Origin of the sequence: Bacillus cereus group sp. RP29 (genome assembly GCF_040459765.1) — a bacterium.
Classification (GTDB): domain Bacteria; phylum Bacillota; class Bacilli; order Bacillales; family Bacillaceae_G; genus Bacillus_A; species Bacillus_A paranthracis.
On record NZ_JARVHN010000001.1, the window covers coordinates 4,401,843 to 4,418,386 of the forward strand.

Below are 16,544 nucleotides of genomic sequence, written 5' to 3' on the forward strand. Positions count from 1 at the left end.
AAAATATTTCACACTTACCACTCCTTGATAGATAAAATATAATTTGATTTACACAAACAAATAAACCTATTGCAGATACAATCATCAAAAATCCAGCCTCTTTACATGCCCATCAAGCTAAGAAAAGCAAATACACCAAAAGGCAGTCCCTCATAACGAAATTCTGTGTTAACTTGTAACAAAAAAAGAGGAGCCCTCTCCTCTTCATAAATAAACACTATTTAATTTGTTCCTTATACTCATTGTTAACAACTACATACCATTTTCCTGTATCAAATTTTTCTTTATTAATCACATAAACTTTATTTTGTCTCTTTACTTCCCCTGGTTTTAATTCCTTAGTAATAGTAGAGGTCTCACCTTTTTCAACATCATAACTACTAGCTGCCCACACATCACTTTGGTAAGCATTATCATTTTCATCCACTAAATCCACTGATGGTAAAAAGGCTAATTTCATCGGTTCGCTTGTGATATTTTTCCCTTCTGCTTCTACAACAATAAAGACATGTCCATCTTCAGGTTTTTGGAATCCTATACTTTCTTTACCAACCTTATCTCTTTCTACAACTCTTTTTACAGTTACATCAAATTTAGGTGTATGAAAATCCTTGTTTACAGCATACTCTTTTTCTTTTATTTTTGATTTCTCTTTTGTTTGCTCTGTATTTTTCTGCTTTGTATACTCTTTCGTTTTCGCCTCATCAGTTGTTTGCACTTTCTTTTCTTCTTGTTTAGAATTGGTTTCTTTAGATTCTGAAGAAGTTTTGTCGGATGTATTGCCGCAACCAGATAAATTGAATACTAAAGCGCAACCTAAAATACATGTAGTAAATTTTTTCAACATCTCTTTTTATCCCCCAATAACACGATATGTAAATTCCTTACTTATCATAGCAAAAGATATGATCTTAAATTGTTGTATCTTGTCGAATGATTAAGAATAATCAATTGTTTTATTGCATATAAAAAAACATGATTTTGATGTAGTACCAAGATCATGTTTTACGTTGATGTTATTTATAAAACACTTTATTCACATTATACTTCGATTGAAATTCGTTAATCATATATGTTGCGTAAATTTCTCTTTCCATCGGATTTTCTGACAATACATACATCAATACGATACACTTCATCACGATGATTTTTAATTGGTGATACATTATCTTCAAAATGCTTTTTAATACGTTGTCTTACTTTACGTGCTTTCCCAACAAAAAGGAAATTCCATACCAAAAGGAATATTATTCAGTTGATTATCATGTGCGCCTTGGTATCCTTGTAAAGGTACATAGAAATCATGCAGTTCAATTCCTGGTATAACAGGATTTAATTCAAAATCATAACCTAAATAATTACCTCCTAAGTCTAAAAACCAATAAGAGTTATAATATTCTTTAATTGAATTATGTAATTGTATCCCCAAATCTTTTTCTATATCAGAAAAATCATAAATTATATTTTTCTCTAAAGGTTTCCAGAATACGTACCCCTCTGTATCTGGTTCTCCTTCATAGATAAAAGCCTCTGCTTCTTCATTTTGGCAATGAATTATTACAATCTTGCCACTCTCTAATTATTTTATCAAAACAATTTTTCATTTCATTTTTCATTTTTTTATTTACCGCCTAATGTATGATGTTCAATACATTTCTGAAGCATTTCTACATATCCTGCATCTTTTCCCCCATGCTCCAATCGCTTTTTTTTGCGTTATGAACCCCTCAAAAACCAGGATGTAGTGGCATCGGAACACCAACAGCTTGATCACCACCAATATGGTGATGAACTAATTTAGTTCCACGTAATCCGGTAAAATCATATTGTGGAAATTCCCCTCTAAATCCTTAATGATTTATTCATATTTTGAATTCCCCTATCACATAAGTAATATCATTTCTTATCAAATTTACTGTGTATCAGTTCAAAGAATTTATTTGCACCAAGTGAAATTGCGCTAATAATAAGAACACCAATAATAAAATAAATCTTTTTAAATAAGTTGTAAGGAGATAAAATAGCAACTACAAGTAGTATTATAATAGAAAATAGCTTTTTGTTTAGAACGGATACTTCTGTCTGCCACAACATATTCTTTCAAAAATGAAACATAATTTTTAATACCTTCTATTAAAGAAGAGTTATTTTTAACGCTTCCTCAAGCATTGTATTAAAATCATTATATGTGTTCATTACCGTACCTGATGGTTTATCAAGTTCTAAATAAGTACCGTCTAATAAGCTCTTACAAAACCATGCAATATTTGAATCGCCAAAGAAAAGATACTCTTTTTGAAATTCATTTTCATACCAAATCTCATTCGTGTCTATAAAGCCGCAAATATGTTCATCTTTTTTTGTTTCTAGTAAAGAAGAATCAACTCCGTAAAGTACCAGTCCATCAAAGTCTAAACCATTTACAGTTTTAAGAAACTCTTCGTATTCCCTCGGTAAATCAACATTAAATTTCTCTTTTACACGTTCTCTTAAACTTTGAACTTCAGTATCCGTTGCGGGTGTATTCAGCTTATAATTAACACTTTTCAATATATCTCCAATTTCTAAAATCAGATTTTTCCACATATAAAAATCCCTTTCTAAGTTTATTTATTCTCCCTTAGGATAGATGTTATATTTTGGTATAGGCCAGCTTACGTCTACACTATCTCCATCTTGTAAGTGTCTAGTTAATGTAAACCATTGCTTTAAACTTCTATCAGTTATTTTAGGACTTTCTTTTACATGTTTGCTTCTGAATCCCATAACTCGATAAATTCAAAACCTTTTAAATCACTTTCTAACACTGTATTTCTAAATTCATCTGATACAAAAACGGAAGGAATATGTAATATTTCATTTAAGTAAACTTTAAATATTGTTTAGTTCTTAACCATATTAGGTAAGAATGCGTATTTTTTGAAATCTATTACTAAGCCAGAACGTAGTTTCTTTAGTATAGCTTTCTCATAGTTAATAGCATCTAGTGCATTTAAAACATTAATTATATAATACACTTCTCCCGTCACATCATGAATTAGGGGAAGAAATTCTACATTATCACCAAGTATAGACTCTAAGAATTTTTTAGCTTTCCCACTAACCATTGGTGTACCAACTTCTCCCCATGAATCAGATGCTTTTACTGCTGAGTCAATTTTTCCTTCAAAATACTTTTTAGAATCTTCTTCTAAGTTCAATAGTTGAAAGGATTCATAGTCATCAAATGAACTCTTTAATTCCCAAATTTTCATTTTTACTCTCCTTTGTTATTTTTCTATTATAAGATTACTCTTTCTTCGGTTTATTTAATTTTAATTCACCATTCAATAACCGTTCTCTTATATCATGTAAGGCGTCAACAGCATCTTCTTGAGTACCGTCCCGTTTCTTAACAAGACTTAATACTCTCTCTACTTCAAGTATGTACTCTAAACTATGCTTTCCTATGTGTAAGACTTCAGTAGTCACGTATTCATTAACTTTATAAGGTAAAAATACTCCATTAGTCGCCGAATCATGGTCTATCTCAAATTCCTTTAATAATTTTTGTGCCTTTTCTGCCCTACTATCGTTCCAAGGTGTTAGATGATGTGCTGCATTAGAATATGGGGGTAGTTCAATCCCTGCATCTTTTAGTTCTTCACGTAATATTTTAGATGCTGTATACGAATCAGAGTACATATTAATTACTATAAAAACAATAAAAACTTCTTCTTAACTTTGAGATAATATTAAAAAGACTTATGCGTAATACACATAAGTCTTACCTTTGTTACTCATAATTAATTATTCGTCCTCGTCTTCATAATCACGTAAGCTATTAAGCAATTCAGTAAAAGATGAACAAACAGGATAAATTGCTTTTTCTATCTCTTCTTCCTCATGTTCCCAAAATACAATAGTTGGTGATTGAGAATTATTCCGATAATCAAAGCATAAATGATTTCCAAACGAATCTTTGCCAAAAGGATATACCTTATCTACTAATCTACCTTTTATATATTCATATACTTTAATAATGGAATTTCTACTTTCTAAATCAAAAGTTAAAAGTTTACTAAACACATTTTCATCTTGATTAGGTATATCAAATATTTTAGGGCGTGGATAACCACCATCATATTTTTTCACACATTCAATAAAATCAATAGGAAATTTAATACCCAAATATTGTTCTACTTGTTGAATATGTTCATCTGTAATTTCTTTTTTATTTACCCCAATCCAAGTAACATTATTCATATATAGTCCCCCTTATTTATCACTATCTTTGCCCCCAATTTTATATCCACCAGTATGACCAGTTTTTCTATGCAACTCATAATCTACGAGTTGCATTCGTCCGGTGTCTTGGTGGTGATGCCATGTAAATGCATCAGGTACCTCCCCATATTTCCCCACGTTTCCCAATCTCCTAAAGCTTTTATTCCGTCTCTTGTATCGCTAACTGCTTGCCCCGTACCATCTACAATGCCATCCCAAATTTTTTCACCAGTAGATTTTTCAGGTAGCTTACCACACATTTCACCTTCTTCAATTGAATTGGCAGCTTGTCGAGCCCTCTCTTCTGTAATCGCTTGAATAGAAGTTGTCCATTCCATATTCAACCCTTGTGTACTAAACGTACTACTTACGGGATTAAAACCTTTTCCACTTTGAACTTCCGCAAGACCTGCAGCAATACTAGATGCTAGTTGAAGTGCTGTATCATAATTACTACTAGAAGTATAATTAAATTCATATAGATGCTCTAGTTTTTCTTCATGTTTTTTTCGAACCTGTTTTCACCATATCTTTAATACTATTCTAAATCAACATCCCCTTTTACACCTTCTGTGAAATATTATTCCCTTCTCGAAAAGAAGATCAACCCATTAATACGATCTAGAGGCTTATCAAAAATTTCAAAAAGCCAAAGATTTTGCCGGTATCGAATCTATTAGGACTCACACCATGCGCAAAAGCTTCGGCTATTGGTTCTATAAACAAACAAAAGACGTGGCTATGTTGCAGGAAATATTAAACCACAGCACACCACAAATTACACTCAAATATATTGGAATCAATAAAGAAGCAAAAGATAATATTCTTGATACATTTCAAATTTAATTTATTTAGAATTACTATTTTTTTAATTATATTTTCGAAAAAACGTTAGATTATACATTTTTTCTTTGTTATATTTAAAGAATAATTGGAGTATTAAAATCAACTGATAGAGGTGTTCGTGTGGAATTATTTGAGTATTATAAAAAAAGGGGGAAGTTTAAGTGTTTAATTGGAACTGGGCTTTTTCTTTATGGATTAATTGGTATGTATAATACTTGGGGTAATATTAATTGGGGACCAGTAATCTTAATTATTATAGCTTCTCTTGTATTTTTTAGTATTGGATTTTGGCAATTAAGAAAAGGAAATTTACTAGAAAAAAATATAGTTAAAAATGATTTAACATTTTGGGATATTGATACTTATGTTTTGTTGGAATTACCCGGCAATAATAAACATTTAGGTTTATATACTCCTGATGGAAGATATGTAGCAGGAACAAAGATGATTTCTTCAACATTACCTATTTTAAAAAATAAAGAAGTTTTTGGATTAGAAGCAAGTGATGGAGAAATTCTTGCATACTTTCATAGTGAAATTGAAAATTATGATTGGGCTATTTATGATTCAAATTATAATTGTGTAGGCATGTTTAAAGAAAATATTATACAGGGATTTGGAATGGTACGTGGTTCTTTAATAAATGAAAAAGAGATAAAACTTTCTGAGATAGAAGTTGAATTTGATTTTTTTGAAACATCGTTTCGTACAATAGATAATCGTATATTAATAAACTGTAAAAAAGGATATATGCCTTTAGAATGGAGTGAAAAATTCGGATTAAATGTACCTATTATTAAATTAGGTAATAATATTTCTAATGCTGAAAAGATATTTGGTTTAGGTATTCTTATTTATATTTTAGAAACTATTAAAGTAAGAAAAAGTAGGATTTTTAATGATTAGAATTAAATTATTATAAAATTTATTAAATGTTTTATTAAGAATCGAATCACCAAAAGTGAAAGTAGCTCCAAAATCAATTTTTATTGTATATTTTGGAGCTACTTTACGTTTACTTCTTAAAATTAATAAGCATGTATTAGCAAAACCAACTAGAAATAGAATTGGCAAACGGGTAAAGCTCAATTGCCATTTTTTATAGCTTTGTATGTATTTGAATTCCTTTTGCTTTCTCTTCTTCACCCTTCACACGTACAATTAAATCATATGATCCGGGTTTTGGCGCTTCAAAAGAAAGCAAACCTTCTTTTTGAGAAGTGACTTCTTCTTCATAAATGACCTTATCGTCTTTTGTGACTTGCAATAAAATCGTACCTTCTTCAACTGCTGCCTCATAAGGAATTTCCACATTTCCTTTTTCAGCTTTAAGAGTTTGTACATCGTAATACCCCTGCAAAGAACCAATTGTTAAAGTCGTTTCGCCATTTTTTTGAACCTTTGTGACTTTTGTTGCTGTATTACATGCGCTTAACAATACAACAAGAATGAAAATGAGAAATGAACGAAGCAATTTCATAGAGAGTCCCCTTCCTTTAAATATATGTATTAACATTCATCCATTGACTATTTCAAAAACACTAACAGCTTAAAAGAATCACCGTTTTTCTTCAACTTCTTTTTTAAATAATTTTTGAAACTCTAATTCTGCTTCATTAATAAAACCAAGATGTAAAACACTAGAAATATCTTCATGATTCAAAAAGAAATTATACTCCGAAGAAATATTACCATGGGGAAAATAACAACATACATAATCCCATGTTCTTTTTGTTTCAGAATCCATCTGTTTTCTTCCATAAACCATTAATGGATGTTCCCAATCTTTAAACATTATAACAGAACCTATTGGAAGTAATTCTAACTCTAAATTTTGTCCCATCTTAGTTTCCCCTTCTTAAAATAGCCTTTTTTATAATGAAATAAGTAATAGAAAACAACAAACAAGTACCAATTGTACCAAAAACTGCAACTGAAATATTACCTGCTAATGTTTCATTTGGATCCAATGCATTAGGTAAAATTGTACCAAAAATTGCAATACAAGCTAATATAATCATAAGATATTTAAAATTTTTCACTTTTTTATTCATACTAATTATCTCCTTTATTCCTTAACACTAACTTCTAAACCAAATCCCCATAAACCTACACCAGGACCAAATGGTGCATGAAATTTGAATCCACTTTTTCCAGCTTCAAAAGATCCCCCGAGTGTTCCAAGCGATGCTGATCCCCCAATTTGTAACTTTTTATCCATAAATGGAATAGGAATTTTTATAGCACTCTCATATTTTACTAGAGTAGCTTCAGCTCCTATATGTAAATTTCCATTTTCCACATGAGCACCTAACTCTGCAGTAGCAAGAGCTACTTTAGCCTCAGCTCCTATTCCAAATCCTTTAATATTTTCTTGTTCTATTCCGGCTTGGGCTACTGTAAAACCAACCATAGGTCCATAGGTTTGTTCTCTCTTTTCTTTATCTTTTACATCAAATCTATCATAAGTACGAGAACTTACAAATGGCTCTGCTTCAAGTGTAAGACCTTTAATAAATATACCACCATATCCCTTTTCCTCAGTAAATGATTTTTCATACTTTTTACCATTTATTATACTACCAATTCCTTTTACAACTACTCCAGTAACTGTTGCTACTCCATTAGCTGTTTCCTCAGCTTTTTCCTTTACCTCTTTTGAATCCATCAAAAACCAATCATTTTTAACAGCTTCTTTTTCAATTTGAACAGCATGAACTTTATCTTCTGATTTTTTTTGAATAGCTACTGTCCATTCCATATTTAATTCTTTCACACTAAATAACCCTGTTAAAGCATTAAAACCTTTTCCACTTTGGACTTCCGCAAGACCTGCAGCAATACTAGATGCTAGTTGAAGTGCTGTATCATAATTACTACTAGAAGTATAATTAAATTCATATAGATGCTCTAGTTTTTCTTCAAGTTTTTTTCTCATCTCAACTAAAACAGCCACAAGTGCATCTATTCCAGGCATTGGTGTAACGGCATTCATCATTTCTATACTTGCAATCGATTGATTAATTTCTTGAATTTGTTCTCGTATTTCTTGCTCAATGACATCTGTTGAAGCTACCTGTGATTGAAATTGACTTGGAAAGGCATTATTCTGACGAATTAGTTCTTCACATAAGTAAATAATACCTTGCGCTAAAGGACGAAAGGTTTGTACAAAAAATGATTTTGCACTACTATATGTTTGTCCTTGTAAAACAGTATCAACTGCAAAAGCATCAATCGACTGAATCGCTTGTTGCATGCCTTGAATAGTAGCGGCACATACAGCATTCATACTTTGAGTTTGGTTTTGTACTTCTCCCAAATACATATTTAAACTCATGAATTGGTCTCCTTTACTAATTTTTGTTTCTCATAAGAAAAATCATTTTCTAAATCCCTAAGATCTCGTTTCTCTTTAAACAATGTTTCTTTTTGGTTTTCCAATTCGAATGTAAGTTTTCGCTCAATGTGTTGTGCTTCTTGACGCATATTCATAAAAAAATAAGATAATTCTTTATCACGATGCCAAGTTTCTAAAATTCGATTAAATAAACGATTACTTCTATTTTTCCATTCATAAAAATTTCGTTCCACATGTTCCTGAGTTTGAATTGCAAATTGATTTCGGTCCTGTTCTTCAAATACACTTCGTAACTTTTGATTTATTTGATTAATTTGTTTTTCAATATCTTGACTCATCATATTCCTCCTACTATTTTACTTTACGTAGGTTGTCACATTAGCGAAAAGTATTGTGAAGTTCGTTATCCATTCTCTCAAATTCATTAGCTACCAAATGAATATTATCAACCGCTTGTTGAAAGGCGGCGGAAAATTGTTTCGTCAAGTCTAAAACTTGCTGATTCGCTTCTTGTGATTTGAAGTTAACAGACAACGTTGTACGCGTCGCCTTTGTTATAGAACGACTGGTTGCACTTTGAATCCTATCAGAGGCTGATCCCATTTTCGTAGCAATTTGTGTTGCTTTTTGTAAATTACTTTGAAATTGTCCCATTCTTTCAAATCCTTTCTATAAATTTTCCAAATGCATTAAAGAAATCTCATTATATATCCCTATCAATATCACTCGCTGGGCATGCAATCAAATGAGCCATACAATATAAGCTGTATGGCTCATTTGAAATGCTTGTTATATAGAGTATGAAAATTTTTATTTCAAACCGAAATTACGTGATAATTCTTCATCATGAGAAGCAACAGCCTCTGCAGTTTTATTAAGCTGCATATTAATTTCTTGTAATAGCTGTGCAAAGTTTTGTACCTTTGGCTTTAATTGATTAAACTGTTGGTCAAAACCTTCAAAAGCACGTCCTTCCCATTCTCCTCTTAATTCATTTTGTAAGTTTTGTAGTTGACTTAAAATGTCCTCAATTTGATTTGCACCTTGTCCATATCGAGTCGCTTTTGATTTAAGCTCCTCTGGTGACATACGAATTTGTCCAGCCATTTTCATTTCCCCTTTAATACATAATAAGTAAAATATATTTTGGTTAATTTTGGTTAATTTTACTAAATATATTATAATGTATTATTTTGAAATTTTAAACATTTTATCTTTCTATTGAATATTAGAATATTAATATTCATTTTTTCTTGCTTCACAAAATTCCATGCAAAAAAAGACCACCAAAAGGCAGTCCCTCAAAACTCAATCTTATTCCCCACCCCACTCTCCACCGCTTTCACATACAAATACTTCGCAACGATGATATCCACTACTGCCAAACCAACCGATTTAAAAATAGTAATCTCTTCATCGTTCTCTCTACCAGTTTTTTCTCCGCTTATGATTTGTCCGAGTTCGGCGTAGATGTCGCTTACTTTGAATACCCTTCCTGTATCGGAACTTGAAGATCACCCGTTTCTTCTAATGATGCTTCTTTTGATTCGACTACTACTTTGTTTGCGCCCGCGATAGCGTGGGATGGTAGTTCATGCATGTTCGGTTTGAATGAGCCGACGGCGTTTACGTGGACGCCTTTTTGTAGTTTTTCTGAGAAGACTGGTGTGGATGCGTTCGTAGTTGTGACAATGATTTCTGCTTCGCTTATTGCTTCATTTGCATTTGTGTAAACATAAGCAGGTTTGTTGAATTTCTCTTGTATATATTGCGAGAATGCATACGCCTTTTCTTCTGTTCGATTGTATAAAATGACTTTTTCAATATCTCTAACCGCGAATATAGCTTCAGCAATTCCTTTTGCCTGTTCGCCTGTCCCGATGATGCATAAAGTTTTTGCGTTATGACGAGCTAAATGTTTTGTCGCTACTCCTAATAGGGCGCCTGTTCGAATCATCGTTAAGTAGGATCCTTCTAACAGTGCGAGCGGTTCTCCCGTTTGAAAGTCTGATAGCATCACAATCCCGTTTATCGTTTTCTTTCCTATCTTTTTGTTCTCGGGGACTACTGTTACTACTTTTAAACCAAGTGCCTCAAGCCCTTCTGCGACTGAAGGCATAATTAATGCCGTATTTTGCTCGTTCGCAAATGGTAATGAACCGCGAATTGGCGTGATTGTTCTTTCTGCGGAAAATTCTTTTAAGGCAAGCGCCGCATATTCAATGACTTCATTCATATTTACTAAGTTTCGTTGTTCGTTCGCGCTTATGACTAGCATATATTTCCACCTCCTCCTTCTATCCTAACAAAAATCCCCGATTCAAATCATCTCTCGGGTCTACAACGAACTGATGAAATCCTGTAATAAATGCATGCCCCGTTACTTTCGGAACGACAGCTTCATATGTATGTACCGCTGTTACCGACAATACTTCTCCCTCGAATTTCCCGTCAGTAATACATTGGTGGACGAAAATTTCTCCCTTTTGTAAAGCATCTTTTGCAAAAAGAGTTGCGATTCTTGCGGAAGTTCCTGTACCGCAAGGAGAACGGTCTACTTGCCCATCAGCGAAGATTGTTACATTTCGTAACGTTGCGTCTTCCCCTTTCGGTTCATCTGAGAAAATAACGCCGTATATTCCTTTTAACCCTTCTTCAAGTGGATGTTTTACTTCCATTTTACTCTCGATGTAGTGCTTAATTTTACCGCCCCACGTTTGAATAGCAGCTAAGTCTTTAAAATCAACTTTCAAACCAAATTCTTTACTATCCACAACAGCGTAGAATGCTCCGCCAAATACGATATCTACTTGAAATTCATAGTCATCTATTTTAATAGGAACGTCTTTTTTGTATACAAATGAAGGAACATTTTCAAATGATACGGACTCTACTTCACTCCCCCTATATGTTGCGTACGCAATGACTTCCCCAGCGGGGCTATCAATAATGAACTTTTGTTTCTCACCTGTCACTTCAAACATACCTGTCTCAATTCCAACTGTAATAACAGCGATAATGCCGTGTCCACACATCGTACTCCATCCTTCATTGTGCATAAATAATACGCCAAAGTCAGCGTGAGCACTGGCAGGCGGAGTAATGATACAACCGTACATACCGTGATGTCCTCTCGGTTCATACATAAGAACTTCGCGAAGATGATCCAAATGTTCCATGCAATATGCACGTCTTTCTAGCTGCGTTTCTCCTTTTATTTTTGGCACACCACCCGTAATAATTCGAAGCGGTTCCCCAGCTACGTGCGCATCAATTGTCGTGTACACTTTACTAACCTTCATTTCTATCTCTCCCCTATATGTTGATACTCTTTTCATTGCAAATATCATGCCAACGCATAGGGTATAAAGTGAAACTTTAATCAGTGGGGGTTTTGTTCATCTCCCACTGATTATTAGTTGAACCAATCGGGCTTTTACGGGCAGTTGATCCCCCACCTAACTTCTTTGCTTCCGCTGACTTTTGAGGTGGGGGGTCTTACTGCCCGTTAATGCGGGATAAATTTGTATACATTGTTTGAAAAAGCATACAGTACTGTCTATTTTTTTATACACAATCCGGAATCCATTTTATGGAACCACTTGATACAGCCAGGCTTATTATTTTCAATGGAAAGTTACTTCCATCCCCAACATATACTGTTCAAAAGCAAAAAGGAAGTGATCCAATGTATTACGGAACAAAAGGCTGGTACGTAGCTGAACTAAAAAAATTAGGCGTGCGTTATCATGAAGGACGCAAACTAGAAAGTTACCGCGGACACATCTTGCGCAATTTACTACTTGCACAACAAGAGAAATTAAAAGAACAGTAATATACTAATGTAACGATATCGACGATTCTCGGAATATATCAGCGATTTCACACAATATATCGGCGATTTTTTAAATTTATCGACGATTCGACATGGAATATCGACTTACCGACAAATTTCGCCAAATCCCTCCTCCATTCCACCAACCAATCACACATTCATACAAAGCAAAAAAAGGTCACCCAAACGGGTGACCTTTCTTCCTTATTCACAAACAAGAATTTGTCTAGAAAATGTTCCTTTTTTTGTAGTGCAACGATCTATAATTTCAAATCCTGCTTCATGAATCATATCGTCCATTGTTTCCATTGTGACAACGACTACCTTTTTAGCAATGCGGCGTGCGCTTGAAAGAATGGAGAGCTGATTTTCTGGTGTTGCGTGCGTAAATAAGTCATATGGCATGTCGATAATTGCGACGTCATAGTTCTCCGTAATCTCCTCGATCGGACCTTTCGTTATCGTCCCATCGAATCCGAAGTGCGCAATATTTTCTCTCGCTCCAATCGCAACGAGCGGGCTTATATCTCTACCAACAATGTTAATTCCCATCGAAAGAGCTTCTACTACAACCGTTCCAATGCCGCAGCACGGATCAATCGCTCTTACTCCCTCTGGATTTGGCACCGCAATATTTGCAACGGATCTTGCAACGCGTGTGCTAAGAGATGTCGAATAGCTACGTGGTTTTTTTATATGATGGTACCAAACTGGTTTACTCTCTACATAATGTCCAAAATACCAACGTCCGCCTAATGGAACAATACCAAAAGTACGCTCTGGATTGCGCACATCTGCTTCCGCATCAATACAATCCCCAATACGTCGTTCAATGATACGTCTTTCCGCATACTCTATTTTATTTTCTCCCTCAAGATCATTGATTTTCACGAAGATAACTTTAAACGTCATTTCTCCTAATTCAATTTCCTTTACTTGTTCCAAAATACTTTCTAAGTCGTCTCCTTCATACATAACCTCAACGCGTTCTTTCATAAAAGGACTTCTACTCGGGTCAATTTTGACATCACTTTTCAAAATATTAACGTGGGACTCCATTCCAAAGAACGAGCGCATTTCCAAGTAACATAAAGCACGCTCCTCCTCACGAAATGCATACGTATATATACATGCAGGTGTTTTCCTATGATTATTCAATCTATGATCATCCTCTATATCGTTATAATTACAATACTTTTTTGTATAAAATTAAATGATATCACATGCCTGAAATAAAGAGAAACGTTAATAAATAAAAGAGACTGCCTATTGGCAATCTCTTTTAATGTATTAACGGAAAGAAGATACGTTATTACCCTTTGCTTCGTAATAATCTAAAATACCTTGATAAATCGCTTCTGCTGCACTTTGCTTCTGTGCTGGTGTAGCGAGTTTATTTGCATCATCCTTATTATCTACAAATGCTAATTCTGCTAATACAGCTGGCATTGTATTATATTTTACTACGTACCAATTATCCTTTTTCACACCACGATCTTTTGTTCCAAGAGCTGCTACAAGGCGCTTTTGAATTTTTTCTGCTAATAAGCGACTGTCTTCCGTATGTGGATTCGTTGATTTTGTCGGTGCTGCTGCATAATAGAATGTTTCTGTGCCGTGTCCATCTTTACCTGTAGAACCGTTACCGTGAATACTTACGAAAATATCACCATTATTTTCATTAGCAAATTCTACTCTTTTTCTTAAAGAATCACTAGCATCTACTCCTGGGCGTGTATCGTTCGTACGTGTTAACTTAACAGTAAATGGTGTCTTTTTCTCAAATAGTTTTTGTAATCGTAAAGATGTATCTAATACGATTTGACTTTCTTTCTCGTAATAACCAACATTACCCGAGTCAATTCCACCGTGACCTGGATCAATAATAATTGCTTTACCTTCTAAGAAGTTCTCTTGTTTTACTGGGTTTAATTGATTTTTATCAACCCATTGGAAACCACTATTTGTACGGATACGAATCCAGCTATCTTTTTCTTCAATAACCGTTACTGTTTGTGCTCCATATTTCCCTAGTACTTTAGAAGAATGTGACGCTTCTGCATATGTTGTAAATCCTTCATTAATAACTTCTGTTTTTTCTTTTAAAGGTGTCCACTTCTCACCTTTGCTCGTTACAATTTTAATCCATCCATCTCGCTCTTCTTTTACTACAACTTTTTGTGGATCATGCTGCAAGTCAGTAATTCCTGATGATAATGATGGTTGATGATATGTAATGAACTTACGATCTATATACATTTCTTTCTTTGTTTCCTCTGGTTTGCTCGTATTATCATTATGTTTCTTTAGCTTGTCCGCTTTATACGTCATTTGCGCTGCTTGTTCACGCGGTATATAAAGATCTGGGCTCCAAATCGTCTTACCAGTACCAGCAGAAATCTCTAACGCTACTAAAATATTTGCTGCTTCTTTACCGAAATGACCTTCCAAATCAGTAAATTTATTCGTAATTGGGGATTGTACTAACCCTTGTAGTTTATAAGCCTTCACAAGCATAGAAGCCATTTCAGCACGCGTTACTTTTCCATCAGGATCAAATACGCCTGCTCCTCGGCCTGCAATAATATTTTCTTTTTCAATTGCTGCAATATACTGAGTTGCCCAATGATTTTTTGAATCATTAAAAGATGGTTTCCCAACTGGATCCACTTTTAATCCAATTGCTTTCGCTATAATTGTCGCTGCCTCAGCACGTGTTAAAAGGCCCTTTGGCGCAAACGTATCACTTGTTCTACCACTAATTACATCTCTCTCTACTAAATAGTAAATTGCGTCTTTTGCAAATGAGTCGTCTCGAACATCTGAAAACTTCTTTGTTTCTGCTAAACTACTAACTGGATAAGCTAGTAAACTTGCTGCTAACATACCAGCAGCGATTGCCTTGTACTTCATAAAAATTAAATCTCCTCTCAAAATCTCACGTTATACAATTCTCTTAATCAAACTAATATAAAAAATACCAATTGGAAAATAACTCCTATAATAGTTTATAACATTCTACCACTGTAGTAAATACGTTTTCTGCCTATATTATTAAAGATGAACATATAAGGAAGAATAAATATAAAAATTCAAAAAGCGATCCATTACCCACCAAATGAAAAGCTGATTAAAAATAACATTTTCAATCAGCCCTCTTTATTTTCTACGAAATTATTCTTCAATTAAATGAGACATTACATACGCATATACTAACGCTTCTGTATGAGCAATCGAACTTTCATGTGTACGCTCAAATGCATGAGAAGAATCAATACCTGCTCCAATTAATGCATGCTTCACATCAAATCCAGCTCGAATCGCAGCTGATGCATCCGATCCATAGTACGGATAAATATCTACTTTATATTCAATATTGTTCGTTTTCGCAAGCTCTACTAAATGTTTACGTAGTGCATAATGATACGGACCACTAGAGTCTTTTGCACAAATAGATACTGTATACTCGTCAGATGCTTGTCCATCACCTAGCGCTCCCATATCAACCGCTAAATATTCAACCGTTTCTTCTGGAATGTTAGAGTTACCACCGTATCCAATCTCTTCATTGTTAGAAATTAAGAAATGAGTTGTATATGGTAATGTTACGTTTTCATCTTGTAATCTTTTAATTAATTTTAATAGAATTGCAACACTTACTTTGTCATCTAAATGACGTGATTTTATGTATCCACTCTCTGTAATTTGAACGCGTGGATCAAATGAAACGAAGTCTCCTACTTCAATTCCTAATTCACGTACTTCATCAGCTGAAAATACGCGCTCATCGATACGAACCTCAATATTTTTCTCATCACGTTTCGCTTCACCTGCATCTTTATATACATGTACAGATGTTTGATGCATTAAAATCGTTCCTGTATACGTCTTGCCACTTGATGTTTCAATTTCGCAATATTCCCCTTCTACAGAGTTCCAGCGAAATCCGCCAATCATAGAAAGACTGAGACGACCATCTGGCTTAATTTCTTTCACCATCGCACCTAACGTATCAACGTGTGCTGTTAATAAGCGATGCTGTGCATCATTTTTCCCTTTTACCGTTAAAATAAGAGCACCTTTATTGTTACGCTTCGTTTCTACATTCCACTCACTTACATAGTTTTCAATAAAACGAATAATTTTATCTGTATTTCCAGATGGACTTGGAATAGAGACAAGCTCCTTAATCAATTCCATCGTTTCTTTCGCATAATGTGCCATTGTCGTTTCCTC

The 16,544-nt window shown here is 34.0% G+C and carries 18 protein-coding genes and 8 pseudogenes; 3 read left to right on the plus strand and 23 right to left on the minus strand.

The genetic code is table 11. The features are described 5' to 3' along the window. Positions 1 to 217: 217 nt before the first annotated feature. The 11 genes and pseudogenes from QCI47_RS23370 to QCI47_RS23420 all read right to left on the minus strand — a co-directional run. Positions 218 to 847, minus strand: coding sequence for a hypothetical protein (locus tag QCI47_RS23370; protein WP_076867923.1), 630 nt, complete (start codon positions 845 to 847; stop codon positions 218 to 220). Positions 848 to 1,016: 169 nt separating this feature from the next. Further along, a pseudogene (locus tag QCI47_RS23375) lies at positions 1,017 to 1,224 on the minus strand (GIY-YIG nuclease family protein); the annotation flags it as partial. A gap of 1 nt (position 1,225) precedes the next feature. Further along, positions 1,226 to 1,616 (minus strand): annotated as a pseudogene (locus QCI47_RS23380) (SecY-interacting protein Syd); the annotation flags it as partial. A gap of 111 nt (positions 1,617 to 1,727) precedes the next feature. Beyond that, positions 1,728 to 1,796 (minus strand): annotated as a pseudogene (locus QCI47_RS23385) (hypothetical protein); the annotation flags it as partial. A gap of 100 nt (positions 1,797 to 1,896) precedes the next feature. Beyond that, positions 1,897 to 2,094: a hypothetical protein gene (locus tag QCI47_RS23390; protein ID WP_000964633.1), complete on the minus strand. Its 198-nt coding sequence runs from the start codon at positions 2,092 to 2,094 to the stop codon at positions 1,897 to 1,899. Positions 2,095 to 2,133: 39 nt separating this feature from the next. Next, positions 2,134 to 2,586, minus strand: a complete 453-nt coding sequence (locus tag QCI47_RS23395) for a YrhA family protein (RefSeq protein WP_000265797.1) — start codon at positions 2,584 to 2,586, stop codon at positions 2,134 to 2,136. A gap of 155 nt (positions 2,587 to 2,741) precedes the next feature. After that, positions 2,742 to 3,254: pseudogene (locus QCI47_RS23400) on the minus strand (imm11 family protein). Positions 3,255 to 3,288: 34 nt separating this feature from the next. Further along, positions 3,289 to 3,684: an AHH domain-containing protein gene (locus QCI47_RS23405; RefSeq protein ID WP_000286703.1), complete on the minus strand. Its 396-nt coding sequence runs from the start codon at positions 3,682 to 3,684 to the stop codon at positions 3,289 to 3,291. 105 nt (positions 3,685 to 3,789) lie between these two features. Then, a complete protein-coding gene (locus QCI47_RS23410) occupies positions 3,790 to 4,245 on the minus strand; it encodes an SMI1/KNR4 family protein (RefSeq protein ID WP_001067126.1) in 456 nt (151 codons plus the stop codon). Between the two features lie 12 nt (positions 4,246 to 4,257). Further along, positions 4,258 to 4,398 (minus strand): annotated as a pseudogene (locus tag QCI47_RS23415) (HNH endonuclease); the annotation flags it as partial. After that, positions 4,374 to 4,781: pseudogene (locus QCI47_RS23420) on the minus strand (cytoplasmic protein); the annotation flags it as partial. The pseudogenes QCI47_RS23415 and QCI47_RS23420, both read right to left, overlap by 25 nt. Before the next feature lie 65 nt (positions 4,782 to 4,846). Between QCI47_RS23420 and QCI47_RS23425 the strand changes: the two are divergent. Next, a pseudogene (locus tag QCI47_RS23425) lies at positions 4,847 to 5,112 on the plus strand (tyrosine-type recombinase/integrase); the annotation flags it as partial. A gap of 120 nt (positions 5,113 to 5,232) precedes the next feature. After that, positions 5,233 to 6,018 carry a hypothetical protein gene (locus QCI47_RS23430; RefSeq protein WP_000418495.1) on the plus strand — a complete coding sequence of 262 codons (786 nt, stop codon included), beginning with the start codon at positions 5,233 to 5,235 and terminating at the stop codon, positions 6,016 to 6,018. Positions 6,019 to 6,211: 193 nt separating this feature from the next. On the opposite strand, the gene QCI47_RS23435 is transcribed toward QCI47_RS23430, so the two are convergent. From QCI47_RS23435 to QCI47_RS23475, 9 genes and pseudogenes are all read right to left on the minus strand, one after another. Next, positions 6,212 to 6,592: a BA_1872 family lipoprotein gene (locus tag QCI47_RS23435; protein WP_061131410.1), complete on the minus strand. Its 381-nt coding sequence runs from the start codon at positions 6,590 to 6,592 to the stop codon at positions 6,212 to 6,214. Positions 6,593 to 6,670: 78 nt separating this feature from the next. Continuing rightward, a complete protein-coding gene (locus tag QCI47_RS23440; protein ID WP_000531355.1) occupies positions 6,671 to 6,955 on the minus strand; it encodes a DUF4176 domain-containing protein in 285 nt (94 codons plus the stop codon). Position 6,956: 1 nt separating this feature from the next. Next, entirely contained in the window at positions 6,957 to 7,166 is a 210-nt protein-coding gene (locus QCI47_RS23445; protein WP_001036917.1) for a hypothetical protein, read from the minus strand. Between the two features lie 14 nt (positions 7,167 to 7,180). Beyond that, positions 7,181 to 8,452: a T7SS effector LXG polymorphic toxin gene (locus tag QCI47_RS23450; RefSeq protein ID WP_061131409.1), complete on the minus strand. Its 1,272-nt coding sequence runs from the start codon at positions 8,450 to 8,452 to the stop codon at positions 7,181 to 7,183. Further along, positions 8,449 to 8,811: a DUF3958 family protein gene (locus QCI47_RS23455; RefSeq protein ID WP_000076110.1), complete on the minus strand. Its 363-nt coding sequence runs from the start codon at positions 8,809 to 8,811 to the stop codon at positions 8,449 to 8,451. Before QCI47_RS23455 ends, QCI47_RS23450 begins: the two co-directional genes overlap by 4 nt. A 40-nt stretch (positions 8,812 to 8,851) precedes the next feature. Continuing rightward, complete coding sequence (locus QCI47_RS23460) at positions 8,852 to 9,127, minus strand: TIGR04197 family type VII secretion effector (protein ID WP_000529659.1); 276 nt, start codon at positions 9,125 to 9,127, stop codon at positions 8,852 to 8,854. Positions 9,128 to 9,283: 156 nt separating this feature from the next. Then, positions 9,284 to 9,580 (minus strand): WXG100 family type VII secretion target, encoded by a 297-nt coding sequence (locus QCI47_RS23465; protein ID WP_000918603.1) that lies wholly within the window; start codon positions 9,578 to 9,580, stop codon positions 9,284 to 9,286. A 194-nt stretch (positions 9,581 to 9,774) separates the two neighbouring features. Beyond that, positions 9,775 to 10,751 (minus strand): annotated as a pseudogene (locus tag QCI47_RS23470) (ornithine cyclodeaminase family protein). 19 nt (positions 10,752 to 10,770) lie between these two features. Then, a complete protein-coding gene (locus QCI47_RS23475) occupies positions 10,771 to 11,823 on the minus strand; it encodes a proline racemase family protein (RefSeq protein ID WP_175879538.1) in 1,053 nt (350 codons plus the stop codon). A gap of 242 nt (positions 11,824 to 12,065) precedes the next feature. Here QCI47_RS23475 and QCI47_RS23480 point away from each other — a divergent pair, with 242 nt between their 5' ends. After that, positions 12,066 to 12,308: a YflJ family protein gene (locus QCI47_RS23480; RefSeq protein ID WP_000433493.1), complete on the plus strand. Its 243-nt coding sequence runs from the start codon at positions 12,066 to 12,068 to the stop codon at positions 12,306 to 12,308. Between the two features lie 204 nt (positions 12,309 to 12,512). On the opposite strand, the gene QCI47_RS23485 is transcribed toward QCI47_RS23480, so the two are convergent. The 3 genes from QCI47_RS23485 to QCI47_RS23495 all read right to left on the minus strand — a co-directional run bounded on the left by QCI47_RS23485 (position 12,513) and on the right by QCI47_RS23495 (position 16,532). Continuing rightward, entirely contained in the window at positions 12,513 to 13,466 is a 954-nt protein-coding gene (locus QCI47_RS23485; RefSeq protein ID WP_001059298.1) for a TRM11 family SAM-dependent methyltransferase, read from the minus strand. 132 nt (positions 13,467 to 13,598) lie between these two features. Beyond that, positions 13,599 to 15,221, minus strand: coding sequence for an N-acetylmuramoyl-L-alanine amidase (locus QCI47_RS23490; protein WP_061131406.1), 1,623 nt, complete (start codon positions 15,219 to 15,221; stop codon positions 13,599 to 13,601). A 261-nt stretch (positions 15,222 to 15,482) separates the two neighbouring features. Next, positions 15,483 to 16,532 (minus strand): M42 family metallopeptidase, encoded by a 1,050-nt coding sequence (locus QCI47_RS23495; RefSeq protein WP_016716601.1) that lies wholly within the window; start codon positions 16,530 to 16,532, stop codon positions 15,483 to 15,485. Positions 16,533 to 16,544: the final 12 nt, after the last annotated feature.